We start from the raw sequence: 25,328 nt of genomic DNA on the forward strand, positions 1-25,328 counted from the left end.
TCATGCCTGAGGGGTTTGAATCTAAAGTAAAGGTCAGCGGAAGGGTGGTTCGATCCTTTAGCCAGGTTCACGAGGGCCATTCTAAAGCCATGGTGGCCCTGGAATTTGAAAGGGACCTTTCCTCTTATTTTAAGAAAAGGCGATGGGGCTTTTCAGTTTATACCGCCAGCAGCCTGCTCTTTATCGCTGTTTTGATCATTATGCTGATGCGAGTGGAGAGTATCGTCTATTTTAAATACAATATCGTTTTATATCTCTATAGCTTGATTACTGCTATTTTTCTGCTTTCTCGATATTTTTTCGGCGGAATGTACCGTCATGTGCCTATTAACCCTGAGTATACCCCGGGGGTATCGGTCATCATTCCCTGCTTTAATGAAGAACAGTGGATACAACGAACTATTTTGAGCTGTATTAATCAGGATTATCCCCTCGAGCAATTGGAGGTCATTGTAGTGGATGATCATTCCACCGACAGGTCGGTGGAAAAAATCAATGAAATCGTAGGGCTGCTTTATCAAGAGGCGGGTCGATATGATATTAAAGAGCGCCTGAAGTTTATTCCCATGGATCAGAACGGAGGCAAGCGGGAAGCGTTGGTGAGGGGAGTGAGCCTGGCTAAGCATGACCTGGTGGTCTTTGTAGACTCCGATAGCTTTTTAGAGCCTACGGCTATTAAAAATCTTGTACAACCCTTCCAAGATCCTCAGATGGGTGGCGTAACGGGGCGAACAGAGGTTGAAAACAAATTTACTAATATGATTACTAAGCTGCAGGCGGTCAGATACTATATTGCCTTTCGTATTATGAAGGCGGCGGAATCCTACTTTGATTGTGTTACGTGTCTTTCGGGCCCCCTTTCCTGCTATCGAAAGGATTTAGTATTAAAGCACAAGGATGCCTGGTTAAATCAAAAATTTCTGGGTCATCCGGCTACCTTTGGTGACGATCGAAGTATGACCAACTTTATCATGAAGACCCATCGAACCACCTATCAGGATACTGCCATCTGTTCCACCATTGTTCCTTCAGACATTAATGTGTTTTTGAAGCAGCAGATGCGATGGAAACGCTCCTGGTTGAGGGAATCCCTGCGGGCTGGGGCCTTTATATGGCAAAAGGAGCCCTTTATGGCATTGTTCTTTTATATTGGAGTAATTGTTCCTGTGGCGGCACCTATTGTGGTGGGATACAATCTGATCTATGTTCCCCTGGTTTATGGAATTTTTCCGGGAACATTTTTAATGGGACTTCTGTTAATGGCATTATTAATGAGTTTTGCTCATCTCTTATTTAAAAAAAGCAAGCTATGGATCTTTGGCTTTGTGTTTTGTATCTTTTATGAGGCAGTGCTGCTGTGGCAAATGCCGGTGGCCTGGGTTACCTTCTGGAAATCCACCTGGGGTACCAGAGAAACCCCCCAGGATGTAGCGGAGAAAAAAAGAAAAGAAAAAAAGCGAAATAAGGGAATCAGGCTATTTTTTAAATAAATTAGTTTAGTACCCCCATGGCAGCTAAAACCTGATGGGGTGCTGGTCAGTGAGGAAAATACCATGAAGAAAAACAGGGAAAAATTTGCCCTTGATTATCATAAAAAAAATAGAAGAAAGAAAGCCAGAACCGTCCTACAAATTGTCATTTTACTTTTCCTTTTATTTCTAATAGTTCATGCTGTTTTTGACCTCGATCGATATCAGGAACCCGACAAGACCCAATGGGATAATGAAGATAGCTTTATTGCCCTGTCCTATTTTGGTGTGGGCCGTTCCGGTAATTCCCGCTTAATTGGGAAGGATCAATTGAAGAAGCATTTTGAAGCACTATACAACCAGGGTTATGTTACCATCTCTCAGCAGGATATACTGGACTTTTATCATAAAGGAAAGCCCCTTCCCCGGCGGGCTCTGTTTCTTTCCTTTGAGGATGGCAGAAACGATTCCAGCCTTTTTGCGCAACCCTACCTGGAGCGCTACAATTTTAAAGCCACCATGCTTACCTATGCCAATAAGCTCGGCACCAGAGATAATAAGTTTCTTCAGCCTAGAGATTTGTTGAAAATGACAAAAAATGGTTTTTGGGAGCTGGGAAGTAATGGCTATCGCCTGACCTACATCAATATATTTGATCGAGAAGGAAATTATGTAGGGGTAAGGGATGAAGCTTCCTTTTTGAATCAAAATCTGGCCCAATATTATAATCACTATTTAATGGATTTCATTCGGGATCATGACATGGTTCCTCTGGAAGACAGAAGCCAGATGGAGGAGCGTATTACCTGGGATTACGAAGCCATGAAGCGGATTTATCAAAAAAGCCTTGGCGATATGCCCAAAGTGTATATGATTATGCATGCCAATTTCCTGAACCATGGAATGAATAGGCTGGTGGCCAATATAAATAATGAAAATATCGAGAAGCACTTTAAAATTCATTTTAACCGGGAAGGAAACAGCTACAATAGCAGCAATGAAGATATTTACGACCTAACCAGGCTCCAACCTGCCCCCTATTGGTATACCAACCACCTTTTAATGAAAATTAATCAAGACACCAAGGTACCCATGACATTTCTGGTGGGGGATGAAAAACGGGCAGAAAAGTGGCAGCTGATCAGTGGCGCCGCAGAATTTACAGAAAATATCATTGCCTTGACGTCACCTCCTGCCCAGGCCGGTCGACTCTATTTAAAAAATAGCCATCACTATGGTGATATTAGTTTAAGTACCAGGCTTTTGGGAAACGTTGTTGGTAAACAAAGGGTATATCTTCGTGCCGATGAGCATATGAATTCCTTTGTAAGCATTACCATTGACAATAATCAGCTAATTGTAGAACAGAAGGCCCCTAATCAGGCAAAGGAAATCATTTACAGCGAGGAACTAGGGCATCTTGATTTGGAATATGATCCTGTTTTTCAGGGAGATGCCGTTAATGTGGTTGATCAGGAAAACCCTGACAGGGAGGCCCAAGGCAGAGCTTACCCCGTAAACATGCAGGGAGACTATCAGTTGGAGCTTCAGGTTATAGGTGACCGACTGTCGGTGAAGGTAGATCAAATAGAATTGATCAATAACCTATCAATAGACAGTAAAATTAAGGTCGGTGGAATCGCCCTGGAAGCAGCCTATAGTCCTCTAAATGAAAAGGATGATATTTATGACGGGGTTTTTGAAGGATTAAAGGTATTTGCTGTAAAGCAGGGGAAGGAAGAGCTGCTGTTTACCAATGATTATCAAGGGCTTGAAGGACTTATTAATAAAATAAAAGGACTGGTGAGCTCCCTTATTGATTGGGCCATCGATACCTTTTAATAAAGTGGGGAGATTAAATGAGAAAGAGAAAAAACCCTAAGGGTATTAGAAAAGCCTATCAATTTATCATTCTATTGATCCTTGCCCTCCTGGTAATATTGCTTTATTTAATGATCCGGCCCCCATGGGTGGAAAAAGGGACTGATTCGGTGAAGCTGTCGGCATGGCTTGTAGATTGGCACTGGCAATCGGGAATAGAAAATGCCATTGAGATGGCGAGGGGCTTATCTAGTGTTCAGGTATTTGGTGCCAACTTTGACCATAACGACAACCTTAAGCTTAGCGAGGAGATAACCAAGGGGCTGCCTCATTTGATGGAGCTAAAGGATAGAGGCATGGTTGAGGAGCTTTATCTCACCATTGTAAACGATCGATTCGATGAAGCGGGAAGGGCAGTACAAAAAGATACCTCGTTGGTTTCAAGGCTGATGGCCAACGAAATGAGCCGAGAAAGGCATATTAATGAAATTATGGAATTGGTAGGCCAGGGAGACTTCCAGGGGGTTGAGCTGGATTATGAAAAAATTGAGCCTGCTGTCTGGAAAAATTATATTTCCTTTTATATGGCCCTCTATGGTCGGTTGAAGGAGGAAAATAAGTCCCTGAGAATCATTCTGGAACCGGGAGCCCCCGTTGATGAAATGGAGCTGCCCGCAGGGCCCGTCTATGTGATGATGGCCTATAATCTATATGGATACCACAGTGGGCCTGGACCAAAGGCAGATTACAGTCTGATTAAAAAATTAGCTGATAAAATGGAGTCAGTACCCGGAGATAATTATATGGCCCTGGCCACCGGTGGCTTTGCCTGGGGAGAGGATGGAAAAGTTACAGCCTTAACAGAGGGAGAGGCCCGGGCGCTATCTGATAGAAGCCTTGATGAGCCCCAACGGGATGAAGCCAGTGGCAGCGTATATTTTGAATATTTAGATGAACGGGGTATTAGGCGCACAGTTTGGTATGCCGATGAAAAAACCCTGGACTATTGGATTAATACCGCTATTGAGCTGGGCTTTCCAAGAATCGCATTATGGAGATTAGGCGATTTGCAGCCGCCTTCAACGGAATATCTGAAAGAAATTAGATCCCTGAACTGATTACATCAGTCAGGGATCCTTCTACTTACGGGCTAAAATTTCTGTGATTTCTCCTATGTATAGGGTATGATAATCCTGATCGGGATAGCATTGATGGATTGACTCATCAATAAAAGCACTTGGCTCATAGGGCTGTGCGAAGATTTTTTTACAGATGACAACCAGATTTGCCTCGGTAAAGTAGGGCGTTTCATTGGAATGGGCCACGGTTAGGCCGGTTTTTTTGATTTTATCCTCGTCCCTGCCGGAAACGGTACCAAAGTAGCCTAGTTCCTTTTTAAAGGAGCTGTCAAAGAAGGTTAGAGAGAAGGTATCGGCATGATCAACAAATTCCTTCGTAAAGCGTTGGGGGCGAATGACAATATAGGCGACATTTTTATTCCACATTACCCCAAAGCCTCCCCATGATGCAGTCATGGCATTAACTCGACCTTCTTTTTGAGCTGTCACCAGCATCCATTCCTTTCCAATTAATTGAAAAGGGCTTTTATTCAGTTGTTCCGGTGTGATTTTGTAAAATCCGTTAGCGGTTGACATTTTTTCATCTCCTTTATTTTAATTGAATTATATTTAATATTATTATACAGGAAAGTGGGTTAATAACAAAATTTCAAATTAATTATAGAAAGGGCCATCAAAACAAACTAGCACTTAAGTCCTTTTTTAAATTGGAAAATTTTTAAACAAGGGGCCTCTGTTCAGCCCATTATAACCTTATAAAGGGGTTAAAACAGTTGAAAAAGTATACAATATATTACAAAATATAACAGTAAAACTATAAAAATCCTTTAATTTGTAGTATACTACTAGTAAGGCTTTAGTGTGATATGGAGGGATTAATGAGGTATAATCAAGCAATTAATATAATTTAAAATCTAATTATAAGCATAGAAAAACCAAGGTAGAATTAGATAAAATATTAATAAGAAGGAGAAATGATATGAAAAGCATTAAAACAAAATTTGCACTCATTCTGGGAATACTTCTCTTTGTCGTTTGTCTGGGGCTGAGCTCTGTTGCCTATGTTACGTCTACAAGGGCCCTTTCCACAGTTGCAGAGGAATTATCAATAAAAACAGCCACTGAATCGGCCAAGGTGGTGGAGGAACGTATTCAGGCTCGTCTTGGTCAGCTATTAACCATTGCCAATACAGATATTATTGCTAATCCTGATATTTCGATGGAGGAAAAAATGGAGTACATAAAGAAAGAGGTTGAAAGGGGCGATTACCTTTCAATTGCCTTGGGGGATGTTAACGGAGCCGCCGTTACCATGGCAGGCGTGTGGATTGATTTAAAGGAGCGGCCCTATTATCAGGAGGCCCTCAAGGGGAATCCTGCCGTAACAGACCCTATTATCAGCAGAGAAGATAATGTGTCGTTAATTGTTAATTATGCCGTTCCCATCACAGATGATAGTGGAAAGGTTACAGGGGTATTGGTTGGTGCCAGACATGGTGATGAGCTTAGTTCGATCACCAATGATATTCAGCTGGGATTGACAGGCAGGGCCTTTATGGTCAATCGGGAGGGGTTGACCGTTGCCCATTATGATCAGGGGGCTGTTCGAAGGGGTGAAAATATTCTTGATATGGCCGCCGATGATACAAGCCTGACTGACCATGAAGGGATTTTTAAAAGGGTGGTAACGGGGGAAGCAGGCTTTGGTGAATATCATGATGAAGGTATAGATAAATACATTGCCTACGCCCCTGTTGATCACACCAATTGGGTTTTGACCATTGAAGTACCAAAGGAGGAAATTCTGTCAAGCCTAACTACTTTAAAGGGGGGTGTACTGATCTCCTCTACTTTATTTCTATTAATTGGCCTGATTATTATTTATTTCATTACCGGCTTCTTTGCCAGGCAAATTAAAGCCATAGCTGATCATTTGAATGTTATCGCCAAGGGAGATTTTGGTACCAACCAAATAATTGAATTGGGCAGTCGGAGGGATGAAATAGCTGACGCCTATCGTTCCATGTTTCAAATGCAGGAATCTGTACGGGTTATGATTAGTTCCATTAAAGATGTTTCTGAGGAAGTCAATAAGCATTCAGAAAATCTAAACAATGTTTCCAATCAGATGTATGCCACCTCTGAAAGTGTATCGATGGCCATTCAGGATACGGCCCAGGGGGTTAGCTCTCAGGCTGAGGCCCTCGCCAGCATTAACGAGACCCTGTATACCTTTGGTGAAAGGCTAGATTCCATTGTAAAGGATATACAGGATATTGATGCAAGCTCCCAGGAAATTAACGACATGTCTAATAGAGGGAACGAAGACATGCAGCTATTAATTGAATCTGTTAATCTAATGGGGGCAGCCTTCAGGGACTTCACTGATAAAATCGGTGGCCTCAGCCAAAATATTAACCAGGTTACTGAAATTACCAACTTAATTAACAGCATTGCTGAGCAAACCAACCTATTGGCACTTAACGCTGCCATAGAGGCAGCCCGGGCAGGGGAAGCCGGCAAGGGCTTTGCCGTTGTTGCTGATGAAATTAGAAATCTGGCAGAGCAGTCGAAGCATTCCTCCCATAAAATCAATGATTTAATAGTCAATATTACCGGTGATGCCGAGATGATTATTCAAAATACAGACGGGTTAAATCAGGAGCTTAATACCCAGGCCAATGTGATCAATGGTGCCATTGAATCCTATGGAAAGATTGTCAAGGCCATTCAGGAGATTGGAGCCAAAATACAATCTGCCAACCGGGCATCTATTGATATCAATAATGAAAAATCCACAATTTTAGCCAGAGTAGAGGATGCCTCTGCCGTTGCCCAGGAGGTTTCTGCTTCATCTGAGGAAATATCGGCCGCTACGGAGCAGATGGCAGCTTCGTCAGAAGAGGTATCAGCTTCAGCTGGTGAAATGAATACCCTGGTTGGAAATATGCTGGAGCAGGTCAATCGTTTTAGAATTTAATGGGATAAAAAAGCGGCAGTCCTTTACCGGCTGCCACTTTTAAATTTAGATCATTTCCTTCATAAAATGCTCATCTACCAATTTCACTATTTTCTGAAGCCGTGTTCGATCCAGCTGACCAAGCCACTGTGCGAAATACAATTCCCAATCATGACTGTATTCCTGCTTCTTTTCAATGAAGGTCATTAATCCCTCTTCTCTGGATAAATAATTTTTTAATCCCTTGGCTGCCAGTATACTAATTTCTGTGTTTCCCAGGCTATCGAAGACCTGTAGATACTCTTCCTTAAAGAAACAGTCTGCCCGGAGAAGATCAAGGAAATCCCAAAGGGATTGAACGAATTTATTTAATATCTGAAGCTTTTCAGATACAGTGGTGGCCTTAGTGATTTTATTATATACAAATCGAAAGGCAGGATTGCTCATTTTAGCACCTGGGCTATAATGCCGATGGCCATCGGAAGCTGGCGGCTCCTCAAGGGTCATCATGTTGGCCAGCGTTCCAGCTTTTAAGGCCTCCGATAGTCGTGGCAGGATAGAGGTGCAGTAGCTTCGTGCCAGGACAACTAGGTTCTTTTCAAACTTTAGATAGTCCATGGCCTTTTCCAGTGCTTCTAAGAGAACCTCCTGCAGTTTCTCCTGGTTTAAGGGCTTTAATTGTGATTCGATAATCTCTAGTTCAATAGGAGAGATAAAAAGATCCCCCTGATATTTCCCCAATAATGCCGAAAATATAAAATTGTGAAAAATCATTTGAAATAGGTTAATGGGGGTAGCCCGGTAATCTAGCCCCCGGGCCCGGCAATTGGCTTTAAGGATTGAGATAATGGTTTCGTTGGAGAATTTTCTGCAAAAATCATTTTCCAGCTGGAAGGCCTTCAGGTAATGATAAATGTATGCAATGCCCTTCATAGACATGTCATCAAAGGTCAAGGGATAATCCAGGTCACTGACAGTATCGTGGGCGGCAAAGCGAATATCATATTTCAGGAAAAAGTCAGGTAAGGCTTTTCTGAAGGTCTCTTCATAAACAAGATTGGGAACAGAGATCCTTTTCTCCTCAATTAAATCATATAAAGCCTTTGTTTCTCTGACAAAGCCCTTAATATGCTCAAGGGCCCTTTCATAAAGGGCCGACATGTTGGTTTCCTGGATACCCCTTAAGGCCTCCTGGGGAAACGGATAACTCATTAGAAACTGATCAACTACATAGAGAATTGATTCCATTAGGGATTGGGCCGTCTCAGTCCGTAGGGTAGCGCTTTCCCCTTTGGTGTACTGCCTCATTAGTTCCTTGAAGACAGCCATCAGCTCCCACGATATTTGCTGGGCGGTATCATGGCTAATGGTACCTAACCGTAAACCTTCCTCTAATAGCGTGTTAAAATATTGATCTCTGTTTAAATGCTTCTGGTCAATTGTCATTAATGATCCCAAGGTTTATCCTCCTCATCTTCATCATCATAATCATCTTCATCCTCGTCATAACCAAAGCGATAGTTCCGAATTATTTTATCTGCCTCTCTGCCCTTTAAAAGCTCCATTTCACCGAAACATTTATAATTGTATAAATCCGCCAGTCTTTTAATAAGTGCTTCATCTCCTATTGTGTCGTCCAGTTCATTTTTGATATAATGAAACAGATCAATCAGCTCAATAATTGTTGCTGCGTAATCATCCTGTTGTATATAAGGGGAAGAGCAGAATGCTGTAATGATTTTTTGTGTAATTTCAGAATTTATTTCAATACGACCATAATCCTTAAGGGTTTGATTTCGAGCCGAAACAACTTCTAAGGCTGCTTCGACTGTCAGGCTCAGGCCGTATTCCCTGGATGTAAGATTGGTAGTTATGATCTCTGAAACTAATTCATCTGTAAGGGTTCCCTGCATTTTATTTATTAGGTCAAGAAAATACAAATTAATATCCCACCCTTCAAAAAAATATTGACATTTTACTTGATGTGTGATACAATTAAATAGAAGAGGTATGCGTTTTGTTATTTTGGACACTATTTTTATTTTATTATATTACGATTAAGAAGTCAATATTTTGTGTTGGATTTATCCAAGCCAAAATATTGATTTTTTGTTTTTGCTTTCCATCTACTCCACTATTCTTTAATTAAGAAACATAATTTGATAAAATAATTAAATAACGATTAAGACAAGGGGGAGCTTCATGGAGAAAAAGCATTTGCCCGTTGCATTATTTAATGGAACCGTGGCCACCACCAACGGCTTGTATTCAATTGAAGATATCAGTGTATCTGAGGCCAGGGCCCTTATTAAAAAATATGGTTTCGTTTCAGCCCTTGGCCATGAAGCCACGGCAATAATTATGGCCAGACTGTTGGAAGAACCGATTACGATGAATCGTATACAATTTACCCAGCAGGTAGGACAAATGGCCATTGCATTTAAGCTTAATCAAAGGCCAGATGAAGGAATCATATTAAATCAAAAGGAAATAGAAGAAATTGGCTTTAGTCTAAAGCTAATGAAAAGATTATCTTAAAAAAGATAGGGGAGGAACTGTCATGGCAGAAATTAAATTTAAAATTCTAGAGACAATTGGCGTGTTATCTGAATCCAACAAAGGGTGGAAAAAGGAGCTTAATTTAGTGAGCTGGAACGATAAAGACCCAAAGTACGATCTAAGGGATTGGGCACCAGATCATAGTAAAATGGGAAAAGGGGTTACATTGAATTCTGAAGAATTAAGACGCCTGAAGGAAATACTGGCTTCAGCAGAAATCGAGTAAACTCCATTGTCTATGAATCAGGAAGCGATTCTTAATTTAATTAGGGAAAAGACTCCGGAGTATGTTATTACAGCAAAGAGAGAAGGGATTCGAAAGGAGTTTGTCACCAATATTGGTCATACGCTGTATAAGCTGTCGATAGCAGATTTACAACGGCTATTTTCCTTATATGACAGCTTATTTTTTCAAGGGGAGCTGGGGCGTCAACTACAGGATAAATTAAAGTTCTCCCTTTCAGGAAAAATGACAAGAAGTGCCGGCATGACCCTTTGCTCTATCAGCAAAAAAACTACAAAGCCCGCCATTAGTACCATGGAAATTAGAATTGGCATTGACTTTTTTACTAATTTTGATGAAATTAAGGGGGAAAAGCTGGTTTGCGGAATAAAGGCTTCAGATTGTATTGAGGCATTGCAGCTGGTCTTTGAGCATGAGCTATGTCATGTAGTTGAATTTATCTTATTTAATCGGTCTAATTGTAAAAAAGCTCCTTTTAAAGAAATGGCCCGCCATTTATTTAATCATACTGCCGGATATCACCAATTGCCTACCTTCCGTCAAATTGCCGCTGAAAAATATAAGCTGAAGGTGGGGGATTCGGTCAGCTTTCAGCTGAAGGGCAAGGAAATGAAAGGAATACTATATCGTATTCACAAGAGGGCAGTGGTAATGGTACAAGACCAAAAGGGCCCCTTTCGAGATTTGAAAACAGGCATAAGCTATACCAAGTATTATATACCCTTAGACCGATTACAAGTAAAGGAAAATCCTCTTTAGTATTCAGACTCAATCATTCATTACATAAAAGGACATTAGTTATTTTATTTTTATAGATACAGTAGAATTATTAAAGGGTACTGAAATGTTAAAAAAAGAAAACCTATTATCATTCATAAGTTTTGTGGTAAATCATGATAGGATCTTCCTTTCTGAGTGTTTTGAAATACGGGGAGATCCTATTTGTTTTTAGAAAAATTTGATTTGATGATAGTTTTTGTCGAAACGATTCACTAAATGTTTCAATTATTGTATAATAATTCCTTAAAGGAGTACAAGTTATTAGAGTTTTTTAATAAGGGAGGAATATTATGAACATAAGAGGGCCTGATTAAAAAAAGCAATTGATTTAAGAACTTTGACTGTCCAAAACAATAAGTGGTGAGTAAAAATAAATGAAAGGATGTTTATAAATGAAGAAATTAACTTTACATATACTCATTTTAATAATGATGTTTTCCTTGCTAGGATCGAGTGTTTATGGAGGGGATATTCAGATTAACTATAATAAAGGTATAGATGATTATGCTTTAGATGAATTTAAGTCAATAAAGAACATTATTAAAAATGAACAACAAATTTTCGATTTAACAGAGAAAGAGATTGATCAACTTATATTACTTGATGGAATGCAAGCAACTAAAGAAGTGAATGGCGAGTATATTAATACTGACACATATTATTTTCCAGTAACCTTAAAAGGTAAAATATATTTAATTTTAACAATTGATTTTAGTGATGAAGAACCCGTAGCTACGATAGGAACTTCTTTTTCAGAGGAAATGAACAGATTTTTAGATGAGAGTAAAAGCAATAAATATAAAATTATTATTAAAGGTGATGGACTATATATAAAGGATGGTAAGTCAAGTTCTCCTTTAGAGTTAATTAACAATTCTATTGACCTTAAAAATGTGGATTTAGAATCAAAGGTTATTTCTGATAGGTTTCAGTTAGACCCGATATTACCTTTATCGGAAAGTAATTATTTAAGTGTACCAGTTGTTTTACAAGGTAGTAGACCTTGGTGTTGGGCAGCCTCAATAGCTAGTATTATAAACTATAAGGAAGACAGGTCGCTCACTGCTAATAATGTTGTAAACGCTATTGGTGGAAATTCGAACACTTCCGGTTCTATAGAAAATATATTTGATGCATGGGACACTTATGGTTATACTCCAGAATTATATTATAATTTTTATTATTCTGATATAAAAAATTGTATTGATTCGGATTATCCAATTCATGCATTACTAACGGATACCTCAGATCCAGATGACGCTACATTAGGACATTCAGTAGTGATTAGAGGTTATTCGTATGATAGTGGTAAGATATACTATAGTATTATGGATCCAAATTCATCTAACTACTTATTAATGTCAACTCGTAATACTACCAAACCAAGATATACATATGGAGGATATACTTGGTATTATAATTATACTGTTTCATATTGGTAATTGGTGGAACAATGAAATATATACTGAAATTAATAATATTCTTATTGTTATCTGTGATATTACTGATGATGTTTCTACCGCGTAATACAAAGAGTATGTATATATCAGAAACCTTTAAGAAAAAAGATGAACAGACATTGGAAGAATTTCTAAATGATTATGAATATGATATTTCTTATGATGAGACAATTATCTATATTATAATTGATGAGAATTCACATTACGAGGTTCGCAAATATATTCTAGATACGCCAAATGAAGGAACGAGTATCCAACTACCACAAGGAAGTAGATTTATTATTTCTTTACATGAAAATAGAACTATTGCAGGTAAATGGAGCTTTATATCTGATAATTACGAAAATGAAATTGATGTATCAAATATATTTTTCACTAAAGAATCAAAACCCTTGGAGTCTAATATAGTGGTGGGTGAATGCAATAGAAGAAAGAATCTTCTTATAGATAATTATCTCTACGAAAAAATAAAAATTAGATTGATATATACTCTAGAAAGTGCTTCTGAGCCTGTTAGAGATCATTCTATTTCAATAATTATAAAATAACTTGTACGAGTAATAGCAAAAGCATGGTATTGATACCTAAACGGTAACTACGATAAAGGCCTGCCTCATATAAAAAAGGGCAGGCCTTTATTTAGACTTCTGGCAGCTAGACTATCATAGTGCATCATCTATACCTTAGATCCTATCGCTCTGCGTTCCTGACATTAAATAGTTTTGCCCTTGAGTTTATTCGCTTTTCCAACAGTATTTTCTTGTATCTTGTGTCATCTGAAAGATAAGGCCAGAGTCAATTTTTTTGGCACAAGGTAGAGGAGGTATTCATCAACCAGGGATAAAACCCAACGTATATAGAGTTTATAACAAAACTTGACATCCGAGAAAAAACTAATATATCATTTAATAATAAATATATATTTGGTTTGAGTCGAATATCTTTAAATTTTAATTGGGATTAAAGGTTAGATTGGCAATAATTAAATTAAAAACAGGAGGCCATTATGTCGAATTATGTACTGGATTATGAAAGAGGAATTATTAAAAAACAAGTAAAAAGATTGTCTCCAATTGTTATTATTCTGGTTGGATTGATTATTTTTTTTGCCGCTGGAGCTACTGAAGAAGCTAAGTTTATTGACTTGAATTCACAGTCTGACATAGCAGGAGCCAAGGGTGAATATTTTACCATGGCCATTGGCATCCTGTCAGATTTTTATGCAGAGGATACAGACGGAACAGCCCGCTACAGTCTGACCTTTTTAGGCGATAAGCTGGTGACGGTAAAAATCCCCTCCTACGATTCAAGAAAAGCTCAGCAAATTATCAATTATACGGGGGAGAAATTGCCTGAAGCCTATATCATGAATACCACAGGCAGAATCATGGCTATTAATTCTGAGCTGAAGGGGTTTGCCCATGAATACATCAACTACAGCATGGGTAGAAGCTTATCGAGCGAGCAATTAGATGAGCTCCTTTGGCCCTATGTATTAGATATCGGAGCGCCTATAGCTTCCCCAGGGGCAGAAAATGCCATGGTCTATACCTTGGTTTTTATACTGTTAACTTTAATCATAATAGTAGTCCTGGGAACCATGAAGAATCTTAAAAAATTCAGAAGGCAGGTGGAAAAGTATGTCACCAGCCCCAGGGAGGCAGAAGCCTTTGATCGAGAAATGGCCGAAGAACCTATTTTAAATTATAAGGATCAGCTGAAGGTGACAAAAAACTGGATTATTATTGCAGAAAAGCTGGCCCTTTATAGAACCGCTATTAAAATAGAGGATGTGGTTTGTGTATTTCCTGAGGTCAGCACCCTTCGAACCAATCTATTTATAAGAGTAAAAAACCCTATGGTGATATTCAGAACCGCAGATAATCGCTATCATCAATTTAGAACTAATAAAGAAGAGGCAATGGAAAGCTTGGCAGCCAGTATTCAAAGAAGGCTGCCCTGGGTTTGGAAGGAGAATCATCATAAGGGGATGAATATGAGCTTTAGCGAACTGACAGAAGCCGTTAGGGAGGCCAGGGGGGAATATTTAAAAGATAATGGACAACCAGGGCTGGTCTACGAGGGCTAAAAAATAAAAAAACTAATAAGACAGTCTACCGATAGAAGCGAGGTAGACTGTCTTTTATTAACTATATTTTATAATGGAGTACCATGAAAATATCACCATATTTTTCCCTGACCAGTAAATAATGCTCAAACATTTTGCTGACTGAGTTAATAATATCAGTCTTTGACATGCTTAACTGCCCGGCTTTTCCAATCTCATAAACATCTACGTGGACCTTTTCCCAATGAAAGCCCATTAGCCTGGGGGCTTGGGCATGACTTAAGAGGGCTAGAGGAACCGAAGCAAATATATTACCGTTGATTACCTCATGGGCCTCCCAAAACCTATTATGGGTATCAAGTGTACCGCTGCTTTTCAAATCAGAGGTTCTAATGGCGGAAAATCGCTCTAAATAATCTCCCTCATAATAATTTTTTACTAATACAGGCCGATATAAAAAAACTTCCTCAGAAATCTTTTCTAGTTTAAGCTGCTGTTCTGGTGAAGTGGCCTTCTGATGGGTCTTTTTAACCAAATCCTCTCGAAAGGCCTCCGCACAGCTAATAATATCTTGAAGCAGCTTAATTCGTGAGTCGGCATCGGGGTTTCTTTCTAAGCCGTAAACCATGCTTTTTAGCTTGTAAAGCTTCTCGTTCACCTTTGTCACCACCTTGATAGCTAAGCCTTTTATACTATTATATTACAAAAGACCTAATAAAAAAATATCGACAATACATTACAGAAAATTTCAAGAAAAAATGAGACTATTTGATCATAAAGTTGCTGTACCTTTTCAATCGGTTAGGTTTGACAGCCACTGAAAAAAGAAGTAGAATCAAAGTCGAAGGATAGAGGGGGTTTTCTTAAATTTTTCAAATCAAAATTAAAGAGGTGAGTACCCCTTGAGATCAATTATACATGTGGATTTAGATGCCTTTTTTGCCTCTGTGGAACAGGTGGATAATCCGGCCCTTTTGGGTAAGCCCGTGGTGGTGGGGGGAACTGGTGGAAGAGGGGTTGTGGCCACCTGTTCCTACGAAGCCAGGAAATTTGGGATACATTCTGCCATGCCAACCTATTTAGCCAGGCAAAGGTGTCCCCATGCCATTTTTATTCCTCCACGGCACAGGCGGTATAAAGAGGCTTCCCGGAAGGTTTTTGCTGTATTTTATGAAATAACCGATCAAGTAGAGCCCTTGTCGTTGGATGAAGCCTATTTAGACGTGTCAGGGTTGTCATTAGAGCCAGAGACCCTGGGTCAAAGGATCAAAAAAGAGGTTTTAAGGCGAACCGGATTAACGATTTCCGTTGGGGTATCCTATAACAAATTTTTAGCTAAGCTGGCCTCCGACTGGAACAAGCCCAATGGCTTTACTGTTATTACAAGGGATATGATTCCAGGATTGCTGTTGCCTTTGCCCATTCAGAAGGTCCATGGAATTGGAGTAAAAACAGCCAATAAGCTAAATCAAATAGGAATATTTACAATAGAGGATTTAATGCAGCTGCCACAGGATTATCTGATTCATTACCTCGGAAAAAGTGGACAGGAGGTATATGATCGAATCAGGGGTATTGATCATCGACCCGTAGAGCCCAGCCGTGAAAGAAAATCAATTGGTCGGGAAACTACCCTTGATCAAGATACCCAGGACAGGGAACTGCTTAAAAGTCATCTATTGGCCTTTTCTGAGGAAATTTCCACTTATTTGAAAAATCATTGCCTTTCTGCTAAAACCATAACACTAAAGATCAAAACTGCCGCCTTTGAGAATCATACAAAGCGTAAAACATTGATGACCTATACCGATCAGAAAAATGAGATTTATCAAGTGGCCCTGGCCCTGCTGGCTGGAATCAGCCTTGAAATGGGCATAAGGCTGATTGGATTGGCTGTATCAAATTTAACCGATGAAATTGTACCTGAACAGCTTTCTTTTTTTAATCAGGATCAAGAGAAGGAGGAGAAAAAGAAATGACATCAAATATCTATGAAACTCTGATGGATTCCTTGAACAACGGCAGCAAGGCGGTCGTTGTCACCCAGATAAAAAAAGGTGAAAAAAATGAGCGGGATTCCATTCAAAAGGTAATTTTTGAGGAGGATTTCATACTGAATCCAGGGGCAATAGCCGAAGGGGAGCCCTTGGCGATGGCTAAGGCCGCCTTAACCACAGGAAAACTGCAATATGATGAGAAATTGGCCATACTGGCGGAACCCTATTACCCGGAGCCACGGCTCATTATATTGGGTGGGGGACATATTGCAAAGCCCCTGGCTGAACTGGGAAATCGTGCAGGCTTTGTGGTAACAGTGGTAGACGACCGTCCTTCCTTTGCCAACAGGGGAAGATTCCCCTTAGCTGACCAGGTAATTTGCCAGGACTTTCAAAGCTGCTTCCAACAATTGCAATTAAATAGGTCGACCTATGTTGTAATCGTTACCAGAGGCCATCGGCACGACCTTGTTTGCCTAAAAGAGGTAATGAAGTACCAAACAGCCTATACGGGGATGATTGGCTCCAAGAAAAGGGTAAAGAGTGTTAAGGAACTGCTTCTGGAGGAGGGGTATGACAAAGAACAGGTGAGTAGGGTGAATGCCCCCATTGGGTTGGACATTGGTGCCGTAACCCCTGATGAAATTGCCATTGCCATTATTGCAGAGGTTATAAGCTACCGAAGAAGGGGTGGAAAGCCAGAGGACCTAAGGGCAGAAAAAATTAACTGGCCCGAATATGACCGAGAGGTGCTATGGGAATTAATAGAAAAAAAGGATCAGCCCAGGGCATTGATCACCATTTTGTCTGCCAAGGGCTCGGTACCCAGAAAGGCAGGGGCAAAAATGATTGTATGGCCCGATGGCAGAACACTGGGTAGTATTGGTGGAGGCTGCAGCGAGGCAGAGGTGATTACAACAGCCTATGGGGCTATTGATAAGGGAAAATATATGCTTAAAACCGTAGATATGACAGGTCAAATGGCTGAAGATGAAGGGATGGTGTGTGGTGGTGTGATGCAGGTGGCCATTGAACCCCTTGGATTATAAGACCACACTAAATTAAAGATTGACAAAATAAAGTTAATAAATTAACATAAGTATTATAGAAGTATTTTTCTCAATTGAAATAAAAATCAATTACTCCGAGCACTCCTGCCTGTAGAGTTACCTCCATGGTTGGTTTGCCGATAGGGTATTATTGGAAACGATAATGCCTCCCCTGAGGAAAGGAGCCAGATCAGTATGTTAGTTTGCCATTAAGGCAGGCTTGCTCCTTTATGCAATGATAAAGGGGCTTTTTTATTGTTAAAATAAGTCTCCCCAAAAGGTTAACTGCCTGAAAGAGTAAATAGCAATAGGAGGTAGGCAATGAAGAAGGTGAAGGTGGAAGAAAGTGTAGGAATGGTTTTGGCCCACGATTTAACCCAAATTACAGGTGAATTTAAGGGTGCTGCCTTTAAAAAGGGCCACATTATACAGGATGAAGACATTGAAAGGCTCAAGGATATGGGCAAGGAGTACATTTACCTTCTGGAGCTGGGGGATCATCAAATTCATGAAAATCAAGCCGCCGTCAGAATGGCCCGGTCAGCAGGTGGGGTAGGTATACGTTTTCAGGACCCCAGTGAGGGGAAGGTAAACTTCATTGCAGAATATGACGGCCTGTTAAAGGTAGACGTTGAAATGCTGGATAAAATCAACAATATCGAGGATGTTTGCATGGCTGTGCTTCACAATAATACCCCTGTAGCTAAAAATCAGATTGTGGCCGGCACCAGAATCATTCCTTTGGTAACCGATAAAAGCAAGGTTGAGGCTGTAGAGGACCTTTGCTATGGGAAGGAAATAATTGCTGTAAAACCCTATAGGGCCATGAGGGTGGGAGCAGTGGTAACAGGCAACGAAGTCTATTATGGCAGAATCGAAGATCGGTTTGCAAAGGTTTTTCAGGAAAAGGTGAACCATTACGGTTCAACCCTTGAAAAAATAATTTATGCACCAGATGATGCCCGATTGATAGCCGAAGGCATTAATAAATTAATAGAGGCGGGCTGTGAAATGGTTATTACCTCTGGAGGCATGTCGGTGGACCCAGATGATGTCACACCTGATGGAATCAGGTTAACCGGTGCAAGGGTGGTAAGCTATGGGGCTCCGGTGCTACCTGGTGCCATGTTGATGCTGGCCTATCAAGGAGAAATTCCCATTGTTGGTATACCTGGCTGTGGTATGTATCACAAAACAACTATTTTCGATTTGATTTTTCCCCGGTTATTAGCCGGTGAAACAGTTACAAAAGCAGATATTGCAAGACTAGGACATGGTGGACTGTGTACCCACTGTAATCCATGTACTTATCCGGTCTGCGGCTTTGGAAAGGCCTAAAGACAATAAATAGCTTCCCCGGGGGTATGCCGTAATAGGCATTATATAAATAGGGGGCAGTAAGGTTAATACTTTATTAACAAAATTGCCTTCAGCAGGAACAGGGTTGAATTTAATAAATAGGAGGGAGAGATATGATGTTAGAAAACGAAAAAAAGAGCTTTCTGGAGAGAACCAGCACAAGAAGAGAGTTTTTGAAAATGACAGGAAAGGGAATGGCGGGTATTGCTGTATCCTATTCTGTCCTTAGCCTGTTTGGCTGTTCACCCAAGGAGGAGGATGTAACGGGCTATGCCCTGGCTACAGGACTATTAATTGCAGACAGAAGCCGCTGTTCCGGCTGTCAGCGCTGTGAAATGGCCTGTACCGTTGCCAATGATGGAAAGGCCAGTGCCAAACTTGCCAGGGTTAAGGTAAGCCGAAGCTTTTACTTCGGTACCACCGAAAAGCCCAGCAGCAACTATCGTTATGAGGATGGACACTTTGGAAACTTCCTAATGACACCAGAAACCTGCAAGCAGTGTAGTGAGCCTGCCTGTGGCGAGGCCTGTCCTGTTGGTGCCATTGAAGCTGCCCCAAATACTGGTACCAGGGTAGTCAATGTTGAAAAATGTGTAGGCTGCGGTATGTGTACAGAGGCGTGCCCATGGCATTTACCCACTGTTGATTCAGAAACAGGAAAGTCTACAAAATGTATTTTATGCGGTGCCTGCGCCGAGCATTGCTGTACGGGAGCATTGAGAGTTATTCCCTGGGAAGAAGTAAGCCGTGTAATGAAGAAGCACGGATACAGCTTTGCTTAATACCAGAAAAGGAGGAGAAGATAGATGGCAAAAATCACTGGTTGGACAGGAAAATTATTAAGAGTTAATTTAACAACAAGCGCAATTACTGTGGAGGATACCCTTAAATATAAAGATTTTATAGGTGGTGCAGGAATTGGGTACAAGGTAATGTTTGATGAGGTACCCCAGGGAACAAAGCCCTATGATGAGGCAAATAAGATTGTATTTGCCGTTGGGCCCCTTACCGGTACCGGGGCTCCCTGTAGCGGCCGAACTAATATTACATCCTTACTTCCGTCAAATCCCTATCATGCTGTATCAGATAGCCATATGGGAGGAAACTTTGGGCCAGTATTAAAATTTGCTGGCTGGGATGGTATTATCGTCGAGGGAAAGGCCAGCAGCCCTGTATGGATCAAAATTGAGGATGATCAAGTCAGCATTGAAGACGCTTCACATTTATGGGGAAAGGGAACCGTTGAAACCAATGCAACCTTGACGGAGGAATTGGGTGAAGGCTCCTGTGTGGCCTCCATAGGCCAGGCCGGTGAAAACATGGTTAACCTGTCATTGATTGTCAATAGTATTTCCCATTCAGCAGGGGGCCACGGCGGAATTTTAGGCTCTAAAAATTTGAAGGCCATTGGTGTAATGGGAACCCAGGCGGTTAGCATAGCAGAGGGCAAGGCCCAGGAATGGCTGAAGCTAAATAAGTACTTTACCGACGAAATTGTAGGGGCCAATAATCAGCACGTCGTCCCCAACAGTCCCCAATCCTGGGCGGAGTACCATAATCCAGCAGTTCGATGGACAGCCCAAAACGGCTTGTTCTGGGGAGCTGCCAACCCTAAGGTGGAAACCGGAGAGTGTCCTCCAGGGGAAACCAACAAGGTGGGGCTTCGAACCCAGAAGGCAGTATTTGACCTGGGGCCCGTGGCAGAATCAAGAACCATTAAAATGGGAGGCTGCCATTCCTGTCCTATACGATGTCAAAGTAATATGTATGTACCGGAGCTTGAAAAATATGGGTTGCCCCCCTACGGCACCAGTACGTGTATCGGCTACTCCTCGCCAGGGCTAGTAATGCTGAAGGGCTACTCTGATGGTGAAAAGAATGGAGTAACGGCCTTAGTAGCAAAAAGTCTGGGAGCAAGATTGGCTGACGACTACGGGGTATGGAGCAACTATATGCAGCTGCCAAAGGACTTTAAATATGCCTTTACCACCGGAATATTGAAAAAGGTATTGCCTGAAGAAGAATATAACAGTATTCCCTGGGAGTTAATTGAACAGGGTGAACCTCAATTTCTGATTGAATTTTATAGAAGAATTGCCCTAAAGGAAGGGGAATTTGCTACACTGGGAGAGGGAAGCTACTGGGTAGCCAAGAAATGGAACTTTGAAGAAGACTTTGCTAAGGATCCATCCTATTCCCTGTGGTCTGGTTTAGGGTTCCCAAAACATCATAGCAATGAAGCAGGGGCTCAGGTGGGAAGCTTGATTAACTGTATGTTTAATCGAGACTGCCAGTCCCATTCTCACATGAACTTTATTGGTGCGGGTCTGCCCATTGAAATATTAAAAGAGATTGCCGGTGAAGTATGGGGCTCCCCTGATGCCTTGGATGAACCGCAAAACTACACACCAATGAATGAATATAAGGCTAAATTTGCCAAATGGTCATTGGATCGAAACTTCCTGCACGATTCCATTACCCTATGTAACTGGATGTGGCCTATGGTGGTATCCCCCTCCAAGAGCCGTAATTACAGGGGAGACACCGCCCTGGAGGCAAAATTCTTCAGCATGGCAACAGGAATGGATACCACCGAGGAGGAGCTGGACCTCGCTGCTGAAAGAATAGCAACCCTGCACCGGGCCTTGACGGTAAAGAATATGAATACTGTTGATATGAGGAACAAACATGATATGATGCCAGATTGGCTCTTTGATGTGGACCCAGATGTAGAACCCTTTACACCCGGTACGATTAAGATGGATCGTGAAGATATGCAATTGGGCTTAACAATGCTTTATCGGGAGTACGGATGGGATGAAAAAACCGGTGCCCCCACCAGGGAAACTTTGGAAAAATTAGGCATGAAGGATGTTGCAGATGAGCTTGAGGCTTTAAATTTGCTTCCATAGACCATACGCTACAGAGAGGTGATTGGATTGGTTAGTCAAGAAGAAAATCATCAAGAGCTAAAGCCTGTGGAAATGGCGGCTGCCGTCATCAGAGAAAATTCCAAGGAAGCCAGGTTAACCCGTTTGGACAGCTTTTTAGAGGAACCTCATAGCTTTGATGCCCAGGTGGTTGAAGCACTTCCTGAGGAGTTAGCTCGGGAAGAATATGCTGACATCAAGGAGATTAAAGGGGCTCAAACAAGGTATTACTATGATTCCCAGGATATTACTGATAATTATGCCAGAATGCTGGCCATGGTTGAGGATAAGGATTTACTGAAATTGGTTGCCGAAACCGTAAGGCATGAATCGAAGACCTATCCAAGGCCTACAACCATAAAGCTCTTTACCCTGGCGCCCTTTCACCTTGATCATAAGACCATCGAAGGCTTAATAAAGGAGCTTGCCAAAAGGCAGGAATATGAGGATATTCAAGAGGTAAAGGCTTCCAATGGGGCCATATATCTTTACTCTGACAGACTGATGAAAAAGGCCCAGGCCGCCTCCATTGCTGAGTGGACAGAGGTGCTTCGTTTTGAAAATCCTTAACCAGCTGGAAGGATTAAAGGACCCTGGAGGGAAGGAGGACTGTCAAAATGTTTGGAAGAATTGGAGCCATGGAGCTGATTTTAATCTTGATTATAGCCCTGGTGATTTTTGGCCCTTCAAAGCTGCCGGCCATCGGAAAGGCCATGGGCCAGGCCATAGGCGAATTTAAAGGTCATGCCAATAAAATCTCAAAGGATATTGAAGATGCGACAATAATTGAAGACAAAAAATCCTAAGCATGGCCCCCCAATGGAGCTGGTAAAACTCCTGGGGGGCTTTTTTGCTGGTTAATTCCTTAATGTATCTGGGCTTTTTCTATGGCCTGTATAAAGGCCTCCAATGGTTGATTGCCAACAAACTCATATTGGTCATTAATGACAATCTTAGGTACACTTGAAACATTAAAGTGGGTAGATAATTCGTGAAAGGTTTGGGCTTCAATCATTTCGGCTTCAATCAGAGGATTTTCCAGGGCAAGCCTGTGGGCCTTTTCTACTGCGCCGGGGCAATGGGGGCAGCCTAAGGTTACAAAGACTTTAATATTAACTGGCTTACGAATATTATGAATTCTTTCTTCAATCGATTCCGGCAGCCTTTTGCCTGCTCCTGAAACCTCTAAAATACCCCGTATGATAGAATTAATTTCGTGGCCCGCCGGAATACCGTTAAATTTGATGCCAAGATATTGTTCCTTTTCATTCAGCAGAGCAATACTGGGGGCCAATTGCACCTTATATTGGGCGGCTCTTTCTGCATCGGCTTCCAGATCATAATGCTTTAGATGAAGTTTAGGGGTAAGGGCTTCCAATTCCTCCATGAATAGCCTTGTTTCTGTACAGGTTTCGCAGGGGTCGGCCTTGGTGAATAAAGCAATGGTAACATCCCGTTTCATTTCCTTAAAGACATTTACAAGCTGGCTGGTAATTTGTTCATTTAGTAATTTCATAAAAAGCCTCCTTAACTTGAATTTGATTTATTTAATGAATACTATTAAGGTAATCATTGGCTGCCAGGGCACACTTTGCTCCGTCTGCAGCAGCTACAATAATCTGCTTGTAGGGGGTATTGGTTACATCACCCGCTGCAAAGACCCCGGGTAAATTAGTGCGGCCGTGGCCGTCGACTATAATTTCACCACCTTCATTAAGGTCTAATATTCCCTTGAAGGCTTCGCTGTTGGGGATCGAACCGATTTCAATGAATAAGCCCTCAATAGAGATAAAAATCTCCTGCTGGGAAATTGAATTAAGTACACGAATACCTGTCATACTTTCATTACCCAGTATTTCTGTTAATTGATTTTTCAAGAGAACTGTTACGTTTGAACGGTTTTTCAAATGGTTGACTAAAATAGAATCGGCCCTTAATTCACTGCGGTGAATCAAGGTGACTTTTTTGGCTACTTTAGAAAGATCAATGGCGGCCTCCAGGGCAGCATTACCGCCGCCGACCACAGCCACCTCACGGTCTTTAAAGAGGGGACCGTCACAAATGGCACAATAGGCAATGCCCCTGCCAGTAAATTTTCCTTCACCAGGAAGACCAAGCTTTTTTGGCTGTCTCCCGGTGGCAATGATAAAGGTCTTTGCCCGATAGGTATCACCATTTGTCAATAAGACCTGCTTAATCACATCATAGGGGGAAGCCACAATAGATGAGACAGTTGCCTCTCCCAATATGGGTACAGAAAGCCCTTCAACATGGGAAATGAACTGGCTAACCAGGGCTTTCCCTTCAATTTCAGGGTAGCCCAGGTAATTTTCCACCAGGCTTGTGTTGGTCACCTGCCCCCCAAGACCAGTGGTAATCATACCGACATGAAGCCCCTTTCTTTTAGCATAAAGGGCGGCATTCAGGCCGGCAGGGCCACCGCCAATGATCAGCAAATCATAAATAGAATCGGTACCCAGGGAGGAAGGGCTACTTTTTTCAACATCATAATTCAAATTAAAATCCAGATTTAAATTCATTAATATCACACCTCCATTAATAAAGGGGACGGTACTTGAATATTTGCTGTTTAAAAAAGAGGAAAGCCAATAGGCCCTTATTCTAAACAGGTCTTTGTATAGCATATGGTTTTTCCTCTTAAAGGGTGAAATAATTTTATTTATTATTTAAAATTTTACAGATAGAAGATTCTGAAAGGCCACCAAAAACCTCCCCCAGTTCCTTTAACGATAATATAGAGTTTTTACGAAAATCTCGAATTAATTGATTTCGGTAGTCCTTATCCTTCATAAGCTCCTTCAGTGTAATTCCTCTGGATTCTGCAATTTGCAGCAGCTTATTTTTGGCTTCCCAGGGTGTCTTGAGGCAGCATCGGCAGTTATCCTTCCGATAAAGACAGTTTTCTTCATCCTCCAGCAGGGTCAAATCCTCCTGGTCGATCAGCTGACTGTCGAACAACGGCTCTTTATGATAAATACAATAGCTGTTGTATTTATTATTGTTCTGCCTTCCAACTGCATGTATTTTTGATAAAATTTCCATTAGGGTAAATTTATCTTGTATGAGAAGACTTTTATATCGATCTCGATACAAGTTACCGGTGCTGTTATCAACATACATTGCATAGGATATGTTAATTCCCTTCATAATTTTTGAAATATCGGAACCATTGGCATTTATAATGAGATGATATTCATTGTCCTTTGCAATACAATAGCCATACAGCTTGAATCCGTTTTTTTCCTTAGACTCCATTAAAATGGTTAGAAATTTATCTCGATCTCCTTCATTTTCAAAAAGCTTTCTATTTGATGAACCCCGTTGGGTAATATAATAAATACCATATTCATCCTTTATTCTGGCTGACCTTGGCAGAGCAATCACCCCCCTTTATATTGTTATTATATAACTTCAAAAAACAATAATCAAGTACCGTCCCCTTTTTTATTTTATTTTACCTATCGTTTGTTTGAAATTTGTACCAAAGTCTGATATGATTTTATCATATAGGTTGTGACTTCTATGCAGGAGCC

General features: G+C 41.0%; 24 protein-coding genes and 2 riboswitches. Of the genes, 17 read left to right on the top strand and 7 right to left on the bottom strand.

Features of this window, described 5'->3' with window-relative positions:
- The 3 genes from ACYQ1I_RS12090 to ACYQ1I_RS12100 form a co-directional block, all read left to right on the top strand.
- The coding region (locus ACYQ1I_RS12090; protein WP_459765655.1) for a glycosyltransferase family 2 protein at positions 1-1,490 on the top strand (1,490 nt) is incomplete at its 5' end.
- A gap of 63 nt (positions 1,491-1,553) precedes the next feature.
- Complete coding sequence (locus ACYQ1I_RS12095; protein WP_459765657.1) at positions 1,554-3,311, top strand: polysaccharide deacetylase family protein; 1,758 nt, start codon at positions 1,554-1,556, stop codon at positions 3,309-3,311.
- A gap of 17 nt (positions 3,312-3,328) precedes the next feature.
- Positions 3,329-4,408, top strand: a complete 1,080-nt coding sequence (locus tag ACYQ1I_RS12100; protein ID WP_459765659.1) for a glycoside hydrolase family 18 protein — start codon at positions 3,329-3,331, stop codon at positions 4,406-4,408.
- A gap of 21 nt (positions 4,409-4,429) precedes the next feature.
- Here ACYQ1I_RS12100 and ACYQ1I_RS12105 read toward each other — a convergent pair whose 3' ends face one another.
- Positions 4,430-4,945, bottom strand: a complete 516-nt coding sequence (locus ACYQ1I_RS12105) for a flavin reductase family protein (protein ID WP_459765661.1) — start codon at positions 4,943-4,945, stop codon at positions 4,430-4,432.
- A gap of 403 nt (positions 4,946-5,348) precedes the next feature.
- On the opposite strand from ACYQ1I_RS12105, the gene ACYQ1I_RS12110 reads away from it, so the two are divergent.
- Positions 5,349-7,349 (top strand): methyl-accepting chemotaxis protein, encoded by a 2,001-nt coding sequence (locus ACYQ1I_RS12110; protein ID WP_459765663.1) that lies wholly within the window; start codon positions 5,349-5,351, stop codon positions 7,347-7,349.
- 45 nt (positions 7,350-7,394) lie between these two features.
- Here the strand turns inward: ACYQ1I_RS12110 and ACYQ1I_RS12115 are convergent, their stop codons facing one another.
- Positions 7,395-8,786: a DUF6179 domain-containing protein gene (locus tag ACYQ1I_RS12115; RefSeq protein ID WP_459765665.1), complete on the bottom strand. Its 1,392-nt coding sequence runs from the start codon at positions 8,784-8,786 to the stop codon at positions 7,395-7,397.
- Complete coding sequence (locus tag ACYQ1I_RS12120) at positions 8,774-9,268, bottom strand: DUF6323 family protein (protein ID WP_459765667.1); 495 nt, start codon at positions 9,266-9,268, stop codon at positions 8,774-8,776. Before ACYQ1I_RS12120 ends, ACYQ1I_RS12115 begins: the two co-directional genes overlap by 13 nt.
- 262 nt (positions 9,269-9,530) lie before the next feature.
- On the opposite strand from ACYQ1I_RS12120, the gene ACYQ1I_RS12125 reads away from it, so the two are divergent.
- From ACYQ1I_RS12125 to ACYQ1I_RS12150, 6 genes are all read left to right on the top strand, one after another.
- Positions 9,531-9,866, top strand: coding sequence for a YddF family protein (locus ACYQ1I_RS12125; protein WP_459765669.1), 336 nt, complete (start codon positions 9,531-9,533; stop codon positions 9,864-9,866).
- 22 nt (positions 9,867-9,888) lie between these two features.
- Positions 9,889-10,113 carry a YdbC family protein gene (locus ACYQ1I_RS12130; protein ID WP_459765671.1) on the top strand — a complete coding sequence of 75 codons (225 nt, stop codon included), beginning with the start codon at positions 9,889-9,891 and terminating at the stop codon, positions 10,111-10,113.
- A gap of 12 nt (positions 10,114-10,125) precedes the next feature.
- Positions 10,126-10,890 (top strand): hypothetical protein, encoded by a 765-nt coding sequence (locus ACYQ1I_RS12135; RefSeq protein ID WP_459765673.1) that lies wholly within the window; start codon positions 10,126-10,128, stop codon positions 10,888-10,890.
- 413 nt (positions 10,891-11,303) lie between these two features.
- Positions 11,304-12,353, top strand: coding sequence for a C39 family peptidase (locus ACYQ1I_RS12140; protein WP_459765675.1), 1,050 nt, complete (start codon positions 11,304-11,306; stop codon positions 12,351-12,353).
- Entirely contained in the window at positions 12,347-12,919 is a 573-nt protein-coding gene (locus ACYQ1I_RS12145; protein ID WP_459765677.1) for a hypothetical protein, read from the top strand. The genes ACYQ1I_RS12140 and ACYQ1I_RS12145 overlap by 7 nt, the downstream gene beginning before the upstream one ends.
- Before the next feature lie 98 nt (positions 12,920-13,017).
- Positions 13,018-13,108: riboswitch (cyclic di-GMP riboswitch) on the bottom strand.
- A 269-nt stretch (positions 13,109-13,377) separates the two neighbouring features.
- Positions 13,378-14,460: a DUF6709 family protein gene (locus tag ACYQ1I_RS12150; protein ID WP_459765679.1), complete on the top strand. Its 1,083-nt coding sequence runs from the start codon at positions 13,378-13,380 to the stop codon at positions 14,458-14,460.
- Positions 14,461-14,521: 61 nt separating this feature from the next.
- On the opposite strand, the gene ACYQ1I_RS12155 is transcribed toward ACYQ1I_RS12150, so the two are convergent.
- Positions 14,522-15,097, bottom strand: a complete 576-nt coding sequence (locus ACYQ1I_RS12155) for a hypothetical protein (RefSeq protein ID WP_459765681.1) — start codon at positions 15,095-15,097, stop codon at positions 14,522-14,524.
- 244 nt (positions 15,098-15,341) lie between these two features.
- Here ACYQ1I_RS12155 and ACYQ1I_RS12160 point away from each other — a divergent pair, with 244 nt between their 5' ends.
- The 7 genes from ACYQ1I_RS12160 (at position 15,342) to tatA (ending at position 22,580) form a co-directional block, all read left to right on the top strand.
- Positions 15,342-16,418, top strand: coding sequence for a DNA polymerase IV (locus tag ACYQ1I_RS12160; RefSeq protein ID WP_459765683.1), 1,077 nt, complete (start codon positions 15,342-15,344; stop codon positions 16,416-16,418).
- Positions 16,415-17,485, top strand: a complete 1,071-nt coding sequence (locus ACYQ1I_RS12165) for an XdhC family protein (RefSeq protein ID WP_459765685.1) — start codon at positions 16,415-16,417, stop codon at positions 17,483-17,485. The genes ACYQ1I_RS12160 and ACYQ1I_RS12165 overlap by 4 nt, the downstream gene beginning before the upstream one ends.
- A gap of 81 nt (positions 17,486-17,566) precedes the next feature.
- A riboswitch (molybdenum cofactor riboswitch) is annotated at positions 17,567-17,686 on the top strand.
- Between the two features lie 120 nt (positions 17,687-17,806).
- Positions 17,807-18,823 carry a molybdopterin-binding protein gene (locus tag ACYQ1I_RS12170; protein ID WP_459765687.1) on the top strand — a complete coding sequence of 339 codons (1,017 nt, stop codon included), beginning with the start codon at positions 17,807-17,809 and terminating at the stop codon, positions 18,821-18,823.
- Positions 18,824-18,957: 134 nt separating this feature from the next.
- Entirely contained in the window at positions 18,958-19,626 is a 669-nt protein-coding gene (locus tag ACYQ1I_RS12175) for a ferredoxin-like protein (RefSeq protein ID WP_459765689.1), read from the top strand.
- A 24-nt stretch (positions 19,627-19,650) separates the two neighbouring features.
- On the top strand, positions 19,651-21,756 hold the full coding sequence (locus ACYQ1I_RS12180; protein ID WP_459765691.1) for an aldehyde ferredoxin oxidoreductase: 2,106 nt from the start codon (positions 19,651-19,653) through the stop codon (positions 21,754-21,756).
- Positions 21,757-21,783: 27 nt separating this feature from the next.
- The gene (locus tag ACYQ1I_RS12185) at positions 21,784-22,344 is read left to right on the top strand and encodes a hypothetical protein (protein ID WP_459765693.1); all 561 of its coding nucleotides are present in this window, start codon (positions 21,784-21,786) and stop codon (positions 22,342-22,344) included.
- A gap of 47 nt (positions 22,345-22,391) precedes the next feature.
- Positions 22,392-22,580 carry a twin-arginine translocase TatA/TatE family subunit gene (gene tatA / locus ACYQ1I_RS12190; RefSeq protein ID WP_459765694.1) on the top strand — a complete coding sequence of 63 codons (189 nt, stop codon included), beginning with the start codon at positions 22,392-22,394 and terminating at the stop codon, positions 22,578-22,580.
- Between the two features lie 59 nt (positions 22,581-22,639).
- Here tatA and pdo read toward each other — a convergent pair whose 3' ends face one another.
- The 3 genes from pdo to ACYQ1I_RS12205 form a co-directional block, all read right to left on the bottom strand.
- Entirely contained in the window at positions 22,640-23,290 is a 651-nt protein-coding gene (pdo, locus tag ACYQ1I_RS12195) for a protein disulfide oxidoreductase (protein WP_459765696.1), read from the bottom strand.
- Positions 23,291-23,321: 31 nt separating this feature from the next.
- Positions 23,322-24,314: an NAD(P)/FAD-dependent oxidoreductase gene (locus tag ACYQ1I_RS12200; protein WP_459765698.1), complete on the bottom strand. Its 993-nt coding sequence runs from the start codon at positions 24,312-24,314 to the stop codon at positions 23,322-23,324.
- A 136-nt stretch (positions 24,315-24,450) separates the two neighbouring features.
- Positions 24,451-25,179 (bottom strand): transposase, encoded by a 729-nt coding sequence (locus ACYQ1I_RS12205; RefSeq protein ID WP_459765700.1) that lies wholly within the window; start codon positions 25,177-25,179, stop codon positions 24,451-24,453.
- Positions 25,180-25,328: the final 149 nt, after the last annotated feature.

Source organism: Alkaliphilus crotonatoxidans (assembly GCF_054658015.1).